Raw genomic sequence first — 15,649 nt, 5'->3', positions numbered from 1 at the left:
GTCCTCAGTCGAAGTGGACGGCGAGCAGGACGACGTCCTCGACGCTGTCGGCGGCCGTCCGGTCGAGGCCGTCGGGCAGCAGGGCGTGCAGCACATGGTCGGCGAGCTGCTCGGGGTCCTCGCGGACCGGGCGCGGGGCGCTCTGGGCGGCGGTGTGCAGCCGTGCGAAGGCCCGGTCGGCGGGTTCCCCGGTGCGGTGCAGCAGGCCGTCGGTGTAGAGCAGCAGGCTCTCGCCCTGCTGGACCCGCAGCTCCACGCTGGGCGCCTCCCAGCAGCTCAGCATGTTCAGCGGGGCCGACAGGGAGGTCTCCACGTACTCGCAGCGGCGGTCGCCGACCACCAGCGGCGGGCAGTGCCCGGCGCCCGCGAGGATCAGCTTGCGCCCGCCGGTCCGTCCGGTGGGCGCCGCCTCCACGTACGTGAACAGCGCGGTCGCGGACCGGGCGGGCTCGGTCAGCCGCATCAGCAGTTCGAGGTCGGAGAGCACCGCGACCGGGTCCTCGCCCTCTATCACCGCGTAGGCCCGCAGCGACGCGCGCAGCCGTCCCATGGCGGCGACCGCGCTGGGCCCGGCTCCGGTGACCCCGCCGACGGCCAGGCCGAGCGCGCCTTCGGGCAGCGGCAGCGCGTCGAACCAGTCGCCGCCGCCGCGCGGCCCCGTGCTGTGGCGTACGGCCATCCGTACGCCGGGAACGCGCGGCAGCCGGGCGGGCAGCAGCTCGGCGGCGAGTGCGGCGGCGGTCTCGCGGGCGCGGACGAGGTCCAGCACACGGGCCAGGTGTTCGGCGGCGAAGCGCAGGTAGAGGCCCATCAGGCGGCGCTGGCGCTGGATCGGCTGGGCGGGCTCGTCGTAGAACCAGACGGCGGTACCGAGGCGGCCGGTGGGGCGGGGGGCGGTGCCGCCGTGGGCGAGTGCCGCGGCGGGTGTGGTGAGGGTCGCACTCGGGGCGGCGGCCGGGTCGGCCGCGGTGGCGTCGAGGGGGCTCGTGAGGCCGGTGACGAGCTGCAGCGAGTAGCTGGCGGCGAGGCCGAGCTGCTGGGCGACCTCGCGGTGGCGCGGGTCGAGGCCGGGCTCGTGCAGGAGGTCGGGGTGCAGGCGTTCGTCGGGGACGGTGTCCGGGTCGGTGCCTTCAGGGGCGACGGCGGTGGTGGCCGCCGGGGCGCCGTCAGGGAGGTCCGCGGGGGCGCCGTCGCCGGTCGCCTCGCCCGGGTCGGGTGGGCGCGGGCGGCCGGCGGCGTGGGCGGCGGGGCGGGGCACGGTCTCGATGGTGCCGAGGTCGGCGTGGCCGAGACCGAGTCCCACGGTGATGTCGGGGCCGAGGCCGTCGGCCGGTTCCAGCGCGATCAGGCCGCGGCGGGCGCCGAGCAGGGTCGCCCCGGCCCGCAGCACCTCGTGCAGCGCGTCGTCGAGGTCGGCCCTGCGGGCGAGCCGCTCGGTCAGCTCGTGCACCAGGGAGAGGTCGCACACCCAGGACGCCAGCCGGTCCTGTACGGCGAGGGAGCGCTCGACGGCGCCGGGTCCGCTGTGACGGGTGTGACGGACGGCCGTGGCGTCGTGGTCGGCGTCGTGACCGGAGCCGGGCGTGGTGTCGAGCCCGGTGTCGTGGCTGGTACCGATACCGCCGTCCATACCGCCATCCGCAAGCGGACCTGCGGTTTCCGGCCGTTCCGGCAGTTTGTGCGCCGCGGCTGGTGTGGCGGGGGAGGTGGACGTGGTGGCTGTGGTGGTCGCCGAAGGGACCGATGGGGCGGCATTCTGCGCCGTGCCGGGACGAGGTGGCTCGGTTCCAGCCACTTTTCTGGCGTGGGCGGGGCTCATGGCCGGGGACTTCCGGCCAGCGGCCGACGAATGGGGCAATCAACGCTTTTCGTCCGCAATGCGCGGAGCATCTGCATGAATAGCATCGCAAACCCCCATGTCGTGCTGCGCCGCTACCAAGGAACCCACTTCTACACGCAGCATCACGGGCATGTCCAGGATTGTCCTGGTACCACGAATGGTGTCGGGGTCACAGACCACGATCGCTCCTCGTCCGGACCGTGGCCGGACGTTGGCCGGAAACAGCCACCCCCGTCTCATGCGCGCTGTCGACTGATCCCAGCCAACAGCGCGTCATTTTCACGGGTGATGGGTAGGAACCCGTAGTCCGGCTCAAGCGTCGTAGTACGTAAGCAGTTGACAGCCGACCCCACCCCGAGTGGCGACGGGAGCTGCGCCCGGCGGGATCCACGAGCAGTGGTTCACGACCGGGGCAGGTGAGCAAGCGCCATGCGCACGCCACCCATCGCCACGTTCCACGCTCGGCCGGCGGCGTGATGCGCTGCCTCGTAAGCGGTGTGCTCGACAGTTCCACGTGTAATGGGCAGATCCCTGGGCGTTAACGGAAAGGAACGAGCGCTGATGCGCGAGATCCTCGGAAGGCGACGCAAGCTCTCACTGCAGCGAAAGGGGCGCACCGCGTTGCTCAACGCGGCGCTCATGTACGCCGAACAGTGGCGTTGGCGCGTGCTCCCCGGTGTCGGATACGACAAGCGAGGCGGCACCTGGCGGGCGGCCGGTGCGCAGCCGTGCGCCTGCGCGCGGCCCAACTGCCCGGTGCCCGGTGCCCATCCGCATGAGCCCGGGCTACTGGCGGCCACCCACGACCCGCGCATGGTGCGCTGGTGGTGGACCCGCAGGCCGGACGCGCCGGTCGTCCTGGCCACCGGCGACCGGGTGTCGGCCGCGAGCCTGCCCGCGGTGGCGGGCGCGCGGGCGCTGGACGCGATCGAGCGGCTGGGCGTACGCCTCGGCCCGGTGCTCGCCACGCCCACCCGGTACGTGATCCTCGTGGCGCCCTACTCGCTCGCCGAACTGGGCGAACTCCTGGACAGCCAGGACTGGGTGCCGACGTCGCTGCGCTACCACGGTGACGGCGGATATGTGGCGCTGCCGCCGTCGAGCAGCAGCGCGGGGCAGCTGCGCTGGGTGCGGCCGCCGGTCGTCGAGCCGGGTGCGAGCGCGCCCTGGCTCCCGCAGATCGCCGACCTGGTGGACGCCCTGGTCCGCGCGGGCCGTACCGCGCCGGACAGCGACCGGCTGACGTTCTGAGGCCTGCGTGGTCCGGGCCGCCGGGTCACCCGTTCGGGTAGCGGACGCCGACGGCGTCCTCTGAACGGCGCTCGGCGGACCCGGTTGCCTGGGTCGGCCCGCTAGATTTCGAACGGACCGCAACCGTCGAGGTCAGGTGAGTCCGTGGTGTCACAGCAACCTGCCAGCCCACACGACCGTTCGATGGATGAGCAGGCTTCGGGTCTGCGGATGGTCGCCCTCGCGAGTGTCGCCGCCCTCGCCGTGGTCCTGCCGCTGGCCGCGGCCACCAACGGCCCGCACGACCACGCGGCTCCCAACCACTCCGGCCAGCGTGCGGCCCAGCGCCCGCCGCACGCCCGCACGACCTCCGCCAACGGCTACGGCCCGCTCACCGCGCTGCCGCGCTCCGACGGCGCCAGCTGAGGCCCTCCGGCCTCGCGGCCCTGCCGCGTCCGGGCATGGAAACGCCCGGTCGCTGGCGACGGGGGATGCACCAGCGACCGGGCTGTCCAAACGGTAACAAGAGTTCCGCCGATCGCAAATTCCCTGATCGGGGCCGACCGGCTATTCCGCGCCATTCCGTGGTCCATGTGACGGGAATCACTGACCGACCGCTCAGTAGGCGCGATGTCGCGGACTTTCTGTGAGTCCGCCATGAGATTTCCCTGCGCGGTCGCGTTCGCAACACCGTTCGACTATTTCCAGCCGCCCACCCCCCACCCACCCCCCTCCCCGGGCGCCCCAGGACCCCCGAAGCCCCCCTACGCGGGACCGGTTCTCGCCCACGGCTGCGCTTCCGGAAGAGGGTTCGCCCCGAAGGGGCGCGGGGAACTGCGCGACCAGCCGTCGACGAGCTGCACGTCACCACCGGCCCCAATGGGGCAGACGCGTTGTTTCCCGACCACCGGCCCGGTGGGGGCGGGCCGCGCAGTTCCCCGCGCCCCTACGGGGCACGTCCGGTGCCTGGCCCACCGCAAGCGCCGCGCGCTTCCCCGCGCCCCTAAACGGGGCGCCGCCCTCCGGGCGGCTAGGAGAGGGTGATCTGGCGGTTGGTGAAGCCGCTGCGGGCGCGCCGCTCCTCAGCGGTGAGCGGCTCGGTACGGGCCAGCGTCTCGGAGAGCCGCTCACCGAAGGCGGCAGCCGGCTTCTCGACCTCGTCGGCACCCATGCCGACCGGCAGGTCCCAGACGGGCACGACCAGCCCGTGCGCGCGGAAGGAGCCGACCAGCCGCGTACCGTCGCCGAGCGACGAGACCCCGGCCGCGTGGAGGCGCGCGAGCGCGTCGAGGAGCTGCTCCTCGGGATGCGGCATGACCCACCGCAGGTGGTTCTTCTCGGGCGTCTCGCACCAGTACGCGGCGTCGACCCCGGTCAGCCGTACGGTCGGGATCGCGGCCTGGTTGGCGCGCTCCAGCGACGCCGCCACCTCACCGGTCGCCGCGTCCGCGTCCTCCAGCCAGAACTCGAACCCGCTGTGCACCTCCGGCACGAAGGGCGCGTCGAGGTCGAGCAGGTCCTGCAGCCGCCGCCCGTCCTGCGCGGGCCGCCGGCCCTCCACCGGGTTGCCCGGCTCGGCGGCGAGCGCCCGCAGCAGGGTGTCGGCGAGGTCGCGGCTGATGTCACCGGACGCCGCGTCGTTCTGCAGGCCGAGCAGTACGGCGCCGGTGTCACGGCGCAGCCCGGGCCACGCCATCGGCAGCACGGTGCCCAGCGTCACCGACGGCACGCCCTCGGGCAGCGGGTCCTTGAGCGTCAGCGGCACCGTCGCGGCCGGTACGAGTTCGCGCAGCGCGACCCAGTCGCACTCCCCGGGCAGCCCCTCGAACGGGCGCCGTACCAGCTCGGTCACCGCGTGCGCCGCCTCCCGGCCGTGGCACGCCTTGTAGCGGCGGCCGGAACCACAGGGGCAGGGCTCGCGCGCGCCGACCACGGGAACCGCTTCGCCCGCCGTACCCCCGCTCGCTCCGTGACCCTTGGTCGGGGCCTTCGTCTTCGTCGCGGTCGCACGCTTCTTGGCCATGGCTCGGTCTCTCCCGTAACGGCGGTGTTCCGGCCGCGAGCCTAGCGCTCACCGGCCCCGCGCCGGACCATGCCGAGCCCGGCCGCAGGGGCGGCGCGTCAGCGGCGCGTCACGGGGGTGGACCGGGGGAGGGCGACGGCGTCACCGTCCTGCCCGCGCCGCACGCGTGCTTGGAGCGCGCTCCTTCAGCCGAGGTCGTCGAGCGACTCGGCGAGGTCCAGCGGAAGATCGAGGGGTATGCCCATCGGCAGGCCGCCCCGGCCCGAGCCCATCCCCGCTCCCACGGTGGAGCCGACCCGATCGTCCCGCCGGGCGTGCCGGCCGCGTACCGGAAGCAGCGCCCAGACGGTGACCTCGCCGGGCGCGTCGTCCCGTACGCCCCACCGCAGCGCCAGGCTGCCGACGATGCCCAGACCGCGACCGCCGTGCGCGGTCAGCGAGGGGCTGGCGGGGCGGGGCCGCGTCGGGCCGCCGCCGTCGGTGACCTCGACCGCGAGCAGTCCGTCGTCACCGATCATCCAGGCGGCGCGTATGCCGCAGTGCGCCCCCGCGGGGCCGTCGTCGCAGCCGTCCAGCGGGCGGGCGTGCCGACACGAATTGCTCAGCAGTTCCGAGAGGATGAGGACCGCGTCGTCGATCACCGGCTCCGGCACGTCCCGCGCGCACAGCTCCCCGCGCAGTTTCCGCCGTGCTTCCGCGACACCCGTCGGACCATGGGGAAGGGCCATGGTCGAGGACGTCGGCACCTCCTGCGCCACCATCAACGACACCCCCGAGACCTCCTTCACCCCACGCCACGGGATGGATGCCCCCTGGAACTCGACCGGAAACAAGCCAACCGCGTTCTAACGAGGCACTCCGGACGCATTCCGCACTTTCGCGCGCCGTCCGAACACGATACGAACGCGCCGGAGCACGCCCTGTGACGGGCATGGCTGAATCAGGGTCGATGGAGCGCTCTCAGTGCCCGTAATGCCGGGAAAATTGGCAATACGGAGTCGTCTGGCATGCGTCGTACGTGTGTGCGGCGTGAGTCGGGTGTGTGGCGCACATCACTGTGAACCTCAGCGGCCCAGTTGGGCAAGTACCTGGCGTGGCCTGTTTGTGATGATCGCCTCAACGCCGAGCCGTACGCAGAGGTCGACATCGACCGGTTCGTCCACTGTCCAGACGTGAACCTGGTGCCCAGCCCGATGCAATCGCGCCACGTACCCCGGGTTGGCCCGCAGGATCCGCATGCTCGGCCCGGCGATGCCCACCCCCGCGGGCAGCCGCCCGTCGCGGTGCCGCGGCGAGACGTACTGCATGAGGTAGACGGTCGGCAGTTCCGGCGCCCCCAGCCGGACCCGGCGCAGTGAGCGTGACGAGAAGCTCATCACCCGTACCTGCGAGGGCTGCCCGGCCGGCGGCCGGTCGAGGTCGAAGCGGCGCAGCAGTTCCAGCAGCCGCTCCTCCACCTGGCCCGCCCATCGCGTCGGGTGCTTCGTCTCGATCGCCAGCTCCACCCGCCGGTCGGTCTCGACGACCAGCTCCAGCAGCCGCTGGAGGGTCAGGACCCGGCTGCGCTCGTGCGCGTTCTCGTCCCCTTGTGTGCCCTCGTCCCCCCGCGTGCCCTCGTACCGCTCCGGCGCCTCCGGATCGGTGTGCTGGCCCTTCCAGGAACCGAAGTCCAGGGCGGCCAGATCGGCCAGCTCGAGCGAGGAGACGGCGCCGCGGCCGTTCGACGTACGGTTCACCCGCCAGTCGTGGACGCAGACGAGTTCGCCGTCCGCGGTCAGACGTACGTCGCATTCCAGGGCATCCGCCCCGTCCTCGATGGCTTTCCGGTACGCGGCGAGCGTATGTTCTGGTACATCCTCGGAAGCGCCTCGATGGGCGACGACCTGGACAGGTCGCCCGTCCTGGCTTGCCTCCGGGACCGCGCGCGCAAATGTCACCGGGCCATGGTGCCACCGCTCCACCGGCGGTCACGCGATCAGGCCCCGTACAACCGGGCGCGGATACGCACAGCTCCGCCTTACGGCGGTCCGACACGCCGTGGGAAATGCTGTGTTCGGCCCACCAAACCCGTCATGACCCTGAGGAGAATCGCTGTGAGCACCGAGAACGAAGCCGGCTCCGGCCCGGCTGCGGAGCCGGCAGCGCCCGCGACCGACGGTGCACAGGCGGCCCAGACCCCCGCCCCTTCCGTACCGCACGCATCTCCTGCACCTTCTGTCCCGCCCGCCCCTCCCGTCTCCCCCGCGGACTCCGCCCGGGGAGAGGAGCGGACCGAGATCCTGCCGGAGGTGTCCGCACAGGATCCGTACGCGGCGCCTGCTCCGGCCCCCGCCCCTTCGCCGTACGCGCCGCCGCCGCCCCCGCCGGGCTCGACGCCTTCGCCGTACGACACACCGCCGAGCGCCGCCTTCGGGGCGGAGCCGCCGCACGCGGGGCACGGTTCGGGCTCGGGCATGGGTTCCGACCCCTTCGGCTCCCCGGTGCCGCCGCCGTACGCCGGGCCGCACGCGCAGCCGGGCCCCGGCGGTCCCGGCGGACCGGCCGCGCCGATGTGGGGCACGCAGGTGCCGCACCCGCCGAACTCCCCCAAGCGCCGCGGTGTCGGCGGCCTGCTGGCCACCGTCCTGGTGGCTGCCCTCGTCGGCGGTGGCGTGGGCGGCGGCGTCGGCTACTGGGCGGGCGACCGCCACCACAGCGACAGCCCCGTCTCCTCCACCACCGTCTCCGACGGCGGCAGCCAGAAGGCGTTCAACCGGTCGCCGACCTCCGTCGCCGGTATCGCCAACAAGGCGCTGCCCAGCGTCGTCACGATCAAGGCCAGCGGCAGCCAGGAGAGCGGCACTGGCACCGGCTTCGTCTACGACACCCAGGGCCACATCCTCACCAACAACCACGTGGTCGCCCCGGCGGCCGACGGCGGCAAGCTCACCGTCACCTTCTCCAACGGCAAGACGTACGACGCCCAGGTCGTCGGCCGCGCCCAGGGCTACGACGTGGCCGTGGTCAAGCTGAAGAACCCCGACGGCGTCAAGCTCACGCCGCTGCCGCTCGGAAACTCCGACAACGCCGCGGTCGGCGACGCCACCATCGCCATCGGCGCCCCGTTCGGCCTCTCGGGCACCGTCACCACCGGCATCGTCAGCGCCGTCCACCGCCCCGTCGCCTCCAGCGACGGCCAGGGCTCCAGCGCCTCCTACATGAGCGCCATCCAGACCGACGCCTCGATCAACCCCGGCAACTCCGGCGGCCCCCTCCTCAACGCCAACGGCGCCGTGATCGGCATCAACTCCGCCATCCAGTCCGCCACCAACAACGACCCCTCCGGCGGCCAGGCCGGCAGCGTCGGCCTCGGCTTCGCCATCCCGATCAACCAGGCCAAGCGCGTCGCCGACCAGCTCATCCAGACCGGCAAGCCCGTCTACCCGCTGATCGGTGTCAGCCTCGACACCCAGTTCCAGGGCGACGGCGCCAAGATCAGCACCGCCTCCGGCGCCATCACCCCCAACGGCCCCGGCGCTGCGGCCGGCCTCCAGCCCGGCGACGTCATCACCAAGTTCGACGACACCCAGATCGACAGCGGCCAGACCCTGATCGGCGAGATCTGGCAGCACTCCCCCGGCGACAAGGCCACCATCACCTACGACCGCGGCGGCAAGACCCACACCACCACCGTCACCCTCGGCTCCCGCGTCGGCGACAGCTAACCGTTAAGCTGACCCCCGCGCCGCCCACCCCACCACCCCCGGGCGACGCGGGGAGGCTTGCCCGAGCGGCCTAAGGGAACGGTCTTGAAAACCGTCGTGGCAGCGATGTCACCGTGGGTTCAAATCCCACAGCCTCCGCGTAGTACGTGAACACGCAGGTGGGGGCGGCTCCCGATTGAACCGGGAGCCGCCCCCACCTGTTGTGCGTCCCGGCCGTGTGCCAGTGGATTCCGTAGTGTCGCCCTGCCTACGGACGAACCCGTCCGCCTCTGTGCCGGAGGGTCGGCAGCTGGGACGGACGGGTTCGTGGGGCCCGATGGCAAGTGGCGGGTCAGATCAGGCTGTTGTAGATGGTCCAGCCGGTGCCGATCTTGGTGCGGGCGGTGTAGGGGGCGGCGGCCTTGCCTGTGCCCTGGTACAGCCACAGGGCACCGGACGCGTCACGGCCGAGGATGTCGGCCCGGCCGTCGCCGGTCAGGTCGCCGGGAACGAGGAGGGCGTTGTAGATGGTCCAGCCGGTGCCGACCTTGGTGCGGGCGGTGTAGGGGGCCGCGGCCTTGCCTGTGCCCTGGTACAGCCACAGGGTGCCTGATGTGTCACGCGCCAGCAGATCGGCGCGACCGTCACCGGTCAGATCACCCGCACCGACGAGGGCGCTGTACACGGCCCAGCCGCCACCTACCTTGGTGCGGGCGGCGAAGGGCGCGGTCGGGTTCCCGGTTCCCTGGTACAGCCACAGGACTCCCGATGCGTCACGCGCCAGCAGGTCCGCCCGGCCGTCACCCGTCACATCGCCCGTACCGACGAGGTTGTTGTAAACACCCCAGCCGCCACCGACCCTGGTGCGGGGCGCGAAGACCTTCGTGGCTCCGCCACCGCGGTAGTACCAGAGGACACCGCTGCCGTCACGGGCGACGACATCGCCCGAGCCGTCGGCGGTCAGCTTCGACAGCGCTGTGATCGAGTTGTACTGCTGCCAACCGCCGCCGACCTCCACGCGTGGCCGGTACGGCGCTGTGGCGTTGCCCGTGCCGTCGTAACGCCACAGCGTCCCCTGCGTGTCACGGGTGAGGAAGCGGCTGCCGACCGGGACGGGATGCGGGCTGTCGACGGCGAAGCCGACCGTCGCCTCCGGGCTGGCGGCGCCCACGCCGGACGCCTGGAAGCGGACGTCCGCCACGACCTGCCAGGCGTCGACCGTTGCGCCGGCCGCCAGGGTGTAGGTGAGGGTGTGGTCACCGGCCGGCAGGTCGCAGGACACAGCCTCGGCCGTGCCGTTGACCGGTCCCGTCGCGTGGTCGCAGGCGCCCTGTGGCCCGCCGCCCACCGAGGTGACCTTGATGTCGACAGCGCTCTTGGTCCAGTCGGGCTGGCCGTCCGCGGGGCGGAACGCCACGGTGAGGCGGCCGGGGCTCTCGGCGTGGACGTGCACGGTGTGCGTGGCTGTCGACGACGCCGCGAGGTCCGTGGTGGTCACGTCGAGGAAGCTCTGCGTCTGCTCGATCAGGCCGCTCGGGATTGTGGGGTCGGAGGGGTTGTTCGTCGGCCCCTGATAGTCGCCGACGGCAAGGAACCGGTCGTCACCGGCGCCGTCGACAGGGGCGATGTCGCTGAACGTGTAGGACGGGGACGCGGCGGCGGGAACGGTGGCCCCGGACTGCTTCGTCCAGGTGGTGCCGTCGTAGTGCCAGAAGACCGGCGTGGCGCCCATGGACGAGTCGTCCGCGCCGGCCGCCCACAGCCCGCCGTGCCCGTCCGGCCGGATGGAGCCGACGAGGAACTCGGACAAGCCTCCGGTGACGTCGTGCCACGCAGAGCCGTCCCAGTGTTCGACGTGTGGAACGGCCGGTCCGGCTGATGCGGGATAGCCCCAGCCCGCCATGTAGACGTCGTCCGGAGACACCGCCGCGACCTCGGCCATGGTGACACCCGCGGGCGCCGGCGGCTGGGCCATCAGCGTCCAGGTCGTCCCGTCCCAGTGGTACGCCACCGGGTGGCCGCCGTCCACGGGGAACCGCATGCCCGTCGCGTAGGCGTCGTTCGCCGAAACGGCGTCGATGCCGCGGATGTCTACGTGGTCGGGCAGGGCGAAGGTCTTCCAGGCGCCGTTGCTGTAGGTGTACAGGGCGTCGCCGCCCTCGAAAAGCCTGCCCGGAACCGCCTTGATCGGCACCTCGATCCAGGTCCGGTCCAGCGCGCCTGCCGCTGGGACGACCGCCCACTGCTTCCCGTCGTAGTGGGCCAGGAACTGCGTCCCGCCGGTGAGGGTCGCGGTGGTGCCGTAGGCCCATACGTCGTCGGCCGAAGACGCGCTGACGGCCGACCACTCGTCCACCTCGGGGAGCGCGGGGTCCGTGATCGGCGACCAGATCCGCCCGTCCCAGCGCATGAGAATGCCGTGGTCGTCGGTTCCCCGCCCGGCCGCCCACGCTCGGTCGGCAGCTACCGAGGTCACCGACGTCAGCGACTCCGCGGCGGTCTTGCCGGACAGCGCCGCCTTCCAGCCGGGCGTCGAGGCGTGGTGCGTCGCGGGTGCCGGGTCGGCTGCCGCCGTTCCCCCGGAGCCCACGAGTGCGGTGAGCAGGGCGAAGCCTGCTGTGCTTGCGACGGCAAGACGCCGGGCTCGCTCAAGCGAGCGCTTCCTCTTCATGACGCGTCCCCTCCTTTGGCCCACGGTCCCTCGGGGCCCATGCGTTGTCCTGTACGGCTGGACCGGACGCGTCGCCACGCGCAGGCACCGCGCACGACCGCCGATAACGGCGCCGGGCAGATGCCTGTCCTGGAGTCCCCTCCGTGCGCGGCTCGTCCGGCGCCTGCGGGCTCGGCACACATACCGCCCTGCAGGCACCGCTCAGCCATGGATTGGGCCAGGCGCATACGCCCCTGCCCGAGACCGCTCCCCTGCGGTCCCGGGCAGTGTGCCACATCCGGCTCGGGGAGGGACGGCACCCTTCACGAGCGGATCCCCGCTGGCCAGCTGGGGCCACAACCTGGAGACCGCCAGCACTCACCACGTGCTTGCCGCAGTAATCCGGATCGCCCGGCGGAGCGGAGGAGAGACTGAGCCAGGCCGCGCCTAGGGGTGGTCGGGGTTCTGGCGGCTCTGCTTGCGGTGGAGGTGGGGGGACTGGGAGGGTCCGGGCGTGAGTGTGGTGCTGGGAGACAAGCAGAGGTTCGCCGCCGAGGTGGGGGAGCGGGAGGGCGGGTTGTGCCGTGTGGACCTGTGGGCTGGGGGGAAGTGGCTGACCTGCGACGACAATATGGCGTTCGTCGGTCAGTTCCGTCGTGACGTCCTGGATACGGTCGATCGGCTGCGCTCCGGGTACGGGGGGCCGGCGCCGTTCGACGGGCTGTCGCCGGAGGACGCGCACCGGCGTCTCAGGCTCCGCGCGGAGGGCGAGGACGAGACCGGTGCGGAGTTCGACCTGCGCGGCCGGGTGCGGATCCTGGACTGGGGGCCCACGACCGACAACGTGTCGGCCCACCTCTTCCACTACGGGGATCGGCTGGTGATCACGCTGCAGTTCTGGCGCAGTGAGCTCCTGGTCAACCACCCGCACCACGCGGGCGAGGTCTTTGTCGTGGAGATCCCGACGGCGGAGTTCATCGGAATCCTGGAGGCGCTCGTCGCCACCCTCGACGAGGGCGAACCCGGGCCGGGGTGATCGAGGAAGCCCCGTAGGCTCCGGGCATGTCGTACGGGACGGACGCGCGGGAGCTGTACGAGGCCGTGGCGTGGTACGAGGGGGCCGAGCTGTACGAGGCGGTTGTCGCGCCGTGGGTGGATCGGGCCCAGGGCGGCTACCGCGGTTGGCTGGCCACGGCGGGCGAGGACAACTCCTGGTGGGAGGTGCGGGGTTCGGGGCTGGTCGGGCGGGAACTCGTGTGGGAGCTGTACGCCCTGCACCGGGTCGGTGACGTGCTGGCGCTCGCCTTTCAGCCGCGTTCCGGCAAGCCCGGTTCGCCGGAGCCGGAGCCGGATCCGGAGCCGGATCCGGAGCCGGATCCGGATCGCTTGCTGTCGGCGCGCGAGTACCTCGACGTGTTCACCTCGCTCGGCTTGACGCCGTTCGAGGACGGAGACGCTTTCGACCCGTTCCTCCACGAGATCGCCGAGGTCGAACAGGCCGACGACCCGCGGGCGCCGATCGAGATCGCCGAGGTGATCTGGCCCGGCCTGATGCTGGGCCAACTGCTCTTCAGCCGGGCCGGGGTGCGGATCCGCGCCGGGGTCGAGCACGCGCAGCGCGGCGTCGCGGACCGCTCCACCCTGTACTGGACCTTCCGGCGCCGCCATCGGCCGACGGTCGATCTGTCCCTGGGCTGGGGCAGCAACTCCCAGTGGCGCACCGACTTCCGCCTCGACTACCGGACCCCGACCGGCGACCGGCTCAACGTGCGAGGCGACCTCCCCATCGACGGCCGGTCCGACCTCCCCCTCGACCATCCGGAGAACCTCAGCCCCGAGGAGCGACTTCTGACTCCGGCCGAGCGACGCGAACTGCTGCGCCACCGCTGTCTCCTGCGTCCGCCCGAGGCCGTCGACACACTGGACGCGTCACTCGGCTGGGAGCGGGATCTGATGCCCTTCGACTGGCGGCTTCCTGACTCCGAGACCTGAAAGCTCAGTGGTCGGTGCCGCCGGGCCCCGCCGCCACTCGGTCACGGTAGCCGTCGGGTCGGCGGCTGATCGACGATTGGCCCCCCCGGCTGGTCAGGCCCCCGGCCGGTTAGGAGTCGAAGTAGGCCCGCGCGACCGCGTACGTGTCCTCGTAGAGGTGGTAGCGGGTGATCTTGCCGTCGTGGACGGTGGTGTGGAGGGCGAAGGCGGTGTCGATGTCGCGGCCGGTCTTCTTGACCTGGGAGACCATGCGGCCGGTGAGGACGACGTCCTCGTCGGCGGCGATGATCTGGTGGAGGTCGAACTGCTTGGCCTGGACGTGGGTTTGGAGCAGTTCGAAGAAGGTGCGCATGTCGTCGGCGGAGCTGACTTCCGGTACCCAGGGGATGCCGGGCGGGTGGGGGATGGAGAAGGAGACCGAGTCGGCGAAGAGGGTCGCGGCCTCGGCGGCCTTGCCCTCCGCGAGCAGGGGGAACAGGCGCTGCACGGTCTGGACCGGTGACTCTGCTGTCATGCGTGTCGATGGTACAGACGGGGCGGGGGGTTCACAGGAGTATCAGGGGACGCGTTGGCAGCACCCGTCACCCGTCACCCGTCACAGTGCGGTGTGCGGCAGGTGTGGGGCCGGTGGCGCCGCGGTCCCGCAGGCCCTTGAAGGGCGGGCCGTCAGGCCGACGCTCACAGCCACAGGCTCTCCCACGCGACGCCCGTCGGACGGGTCGACGGGTCCCGGAGGAAGTCCGCGAAGACGGATATGACCTGGTCGCGGTCGGGGAGGGCGCAGCGGTAGTGCCGTTCCGGAGCGCCGTCGCGGTACTCGAGCGCGTGGGTGCCCGCGGCGACGCCCGCCTGATCGCCGGTCCCGACCTGGACGAAGTGTCCGGCCGGACCTTCGAGGATCATGAACCAGTTGTCCGCGGACAACCGGCGCACCGCTCGCTCCACTGTCTCCGGGTCCGGATCACTGACCGGCAGACCGACGCAGGACCGCAACTCCAAGGCACCCGCGGCCCGTAGCGCGGGCGGTACGTGGACGACCTCGGCTTGCGGGTCGAAGCAGACCAGGCCGTGCTCCGCCGCCAACGTGATGACGCGGGGCGCCACTTCGGCCGCCCGGCTCCACCGCATCGGCATCAGTACGAAGCCGTCCCCGACGTCCAGGCCCACCGACCACGGCGACGACTCGTCCCAGCCGCCCGACCCGTCCGAGCCGTCCGCCCCGCCTGCCGCGTCCGCCCCGTCCGCCGTGTACGCCCCGTCCGCCGGCTCGGGGAACTCGGCGATCAGTGCCGCGTGGAAGTCCCGTACCGCCGCGGAAGGCGGCACCACCGCGGTCTCGCCCTCGCACAGCCGCCGGTACGTCTCCTCCGCCGCCGCACGCGAAGGGCGCGCCTCCGCGCACCACACGCCAAGATCAAAACTCACGACGTCCCCCTGTGCGGCGAAACCGACCCCCGTTGAGCGGAGATGCTAGGGGACCCCACTGACAACCGGCCCCCAGCTCCCGATCCGCTCCCGATCTCTCCCGATCCGCTCCCGACCCTCCCCTTCAGCGTTGTGAAGGAGCGACGTCGGGCACGGCGGTGACGGGGTTGTGGCCCTCGGCGACCAGCCGCATGACGACGCCCGCCACGCCTTCGAGTTGGCGTGCGTGATCAAGGCCGCCGATCACGGCGGGTACGCCGCCCAGGTCGCGGATCAGGGTCGCGGCGGTGGCGAGTGCCGCGGCGTCGTCGCCGCACATGGCGACCGTCCGCGGTGGTTGCCCCGCCGCCGGCCGCGTCAACCAGCTCGTCCCCGCGAAGAGGTGCAGCGCTTTGACCGGTCGGCTGCCCACGGCCCGCTCGGCGACGTACTGCACCGCGGACCCGGTCGGCGGCTTCAGCAGACCGGTGGCGAAGTCGACGGCGTTGGTGCAGTCGATCACGGGTTTGCCCGCCAACGACCCCTCACCCGCCCCCGCCAGCGCGAGCACGGGGCCGATCCCCTCCCACGCCAGCGCCACGACCGCGGCCTCGCACGCGCCAGCCACCCGCGCCGGAGTCGCCGCCTCCACGGCATCGCCGAGCCGGTCGGCGATCACTCGCGCCTTGTCGAGGGAACGGCCCCCGACGAGGACGTCGTGCCCGCCGCGCGCCCATGCCTCCGCCAGCGCGGAAGCCATCCCCCCGGTGCCCAGAATTCCGATACGCACGCCGCTCTCCCCACTCCGAAAGTCGCCCGGTTCGTTG

13 protein-coding genes and 1 tRNA gene are annotated in these 15,649 nt (G+C 72.3%); 6 read left to right on the top strand and 8 right to left on the bottom strand.

The genetic code is table 11. The features are described from left to right. Window positions 1-4: 4 nt before the first annotated feature. Window positions 5-1,630, bottom strand: a complete 1,626-nt coding sequence (locus tag AB0M29_RS02700) for a PP2C family protein-serine/threonine phosphatase (RefSeq protein WP_365377873.1) — start codon at window positions 1,628-1,630, stop codon at window positions 5-7. Window positions 1,631-2,401: 771 nt separating this feature from the next. On the opposite strand from AB0M29_RS02700, the gene AB0M29_RS02695 reads away from it, so the two are divergent. Next, window positions 2,402-3,091: a bifunctional DNA primase/polymerase gene (locus tag AB0M29_RS02695; RefSeq protein ID WP_365377871.1), complete on the top strand. Its 690-nt coding sequence runs from the start codon at window positions 2,402-2,404 to the stop codon at window positions 3,089-3,091. Window positions 3,092-3,274: 183 nt separating this feature from the next. Continuing rightward, entirely contained in the window at window positions 3,275-3,496 is a 222-nt protein-coding gene (locus AB0M29_RS02690; RefSeq protein WP_365377869.1) for a hypothetical protein, read from the top strand. A gap of 604 nt (window positions 3,497-4,100) precedes the next feature. Here AB0M29_RS02690 and AB0M29_RS02685 read toward each other — a convergent pair. From AB0M29_RS02685 to AB0M29_RS02675, 3 genes are all read right to left on the bottom strand, one after another. Beyond that, window positions 4,101-5,093, bottom strand: a complete 993-nt coding sequence (locus tag AB0M29_RS02685; protein WP_365377867.1) for a DUF5926 family protein — start codon at window positions 5,091-5,093, stop codon at window positions 4,101-4,103. A gap of 185 nt (window positions 5,094-5,278) precedes the next feature. Beyond that, window positions 5,279-5,863: an ATP-binding protein gene (locus AB0M29_RS02680; RefSeq protein ID WP_365377865.1), complete on the bottom strand. Its 585-nt coding sequence runs from the start codon at window positions 5,861-5,863 to the stop codon at window positions 5,279-5,281. A gap of 294 nt (window positions 5,864-6,157) precedes the next feature. Continuing rightward, a complete protein-coding gene (locus AB0M29_RS02675) occupies window positions 6,158-7,030 on the bottom strand; it encodes a glycerophosphodiester phosphodiesterase (RefSeq protein WP_365377863.1) in 873 nt (290 codons plus the stop codon). Window positions 7,031-7,165: 135 nt separating this feature from the next. Here AB0M29_RS02675 and AB0M29_RS02670 point away from each other — a divergent pair, with 135 nt between their 5' ends. Together AB0M29_RS02670 and AB0M29_RS02665 are read left to right on the top strand one after the other, a co-directional pair. Further along, window positions 7,166-8,797, top strand: coding sequence for a trypsin-like peptidase domain-containing protein (locus tag AB0M29_RS02670; RefSeq protein ID WP_365377861.1), 1,632 nt, complete (start codon window positions 7,166-7,168; stop codon window positions 8,795-8,797). Between the two features lie 51 nt (window positions 8,798-8,848). Continuing rightward, a tRNA-Ser gene (locus tag AB0M29_RS02665) sits at window positions 8,849-8,935 on the top strand. Between the two features lie 193 nt (window positions 8,936-9,128). On the opposite strand, the gene AB0M29_RS02660 is transcribed toward AB0M29_RS02665, so the two are convergent. Further along, complete coding sequence (locus AB0M29_RS02660; RefSeq protein ID WP_365377859.1) at window positions 9,129-11,447, bottom strand: VCBS repeat-containing protein; 2,319 nt, start codon at window positions 11,445-11,447, stop codon at window positions 9,129-9,131. 493 nt (window positions 11,448-11,940) lie between these two features. Between AB0M29_RS02660 and AB0M29_RS02655 the strand changes: the two genes are divergently transcribed. Continuing rightward, entirely contained in the window at window positions 11,941-12,462 is a 522-nt protein-coding gene (locus AB0M29_RS02655) for a hypothetical protein (RefSeq protein WP_365377856.1), read from the top strand. Between the two features lie 26 nt (window positions 12,463-12,488). Beyond that, window positions 12,489-13,418, top strand: coding sequence for a hypothetical protein (locus tag AB0M29_RS02650; protein WP_365377854.1), 930 nt, complete (start codon window positions 12,489-12,491; stop codon window positions 13,416-13,418). 109 nt (window positions 13,419-13,527) lie between these two features. Here AB0M29_RS02650 and AB0M29_RS02645 read toward each other — a convergent pair whose 3' ends face one another. The 3 genes from AB0M29_RS02645 to AB0M29_RS02635 form a co-directional block, all read right to left on the bottom strand. Then, on the bottom strand, window positions 13,528-13,932 hold the full coding sequence (locus AB0M29_RS02645; RefSeq protein ID WP_365377852.1) for a nuclear transport factor 2 family protein: 405 nt from the start codon (window positions 13,930-13,932) through the stop codon (window positions 13,528-13,530). A 164-nt stretch (window positions 13,933-14,096) separates the two neighbouring features. Continuing rightward, entirely contained in the window at window positions 14,097-14,843 is a 747-nt protein-coding gene (locus AB0M29_RS02640; RefSeq protein ID WP_365377849.1) for a hypothetical protein, read from the bottom strand. Window positions 14,844-14,967: 124 nt separating this feature from the next. Then, on the bottom strand, window positions 14,968-15,612 hold the full coding sequence (locus AB0M29_RS02635; RefSeq protein WP_365377847.1) for an NAD(P)-binding domain-containing protein: 645 nt from the start codon (window positions 15,610-15,612) through the stop codon (window positions 14,968-14,970). Window positions 15,613-15,649 lie beyond the last annotated feature (37 nt).

The organism is Streptomyces sp. NPDC051976, assembly GCF_040680795.1.
GTDB lineage: Bacteria > Actinomycetota > Actinomycetes > Streptomycetales > Streptomycetaceae > Actinacidiphila.
Note: the sequence above shows the minus strand (reverse complement) of the source record. Positions and strands in the feature narration are given on the sequence as shown.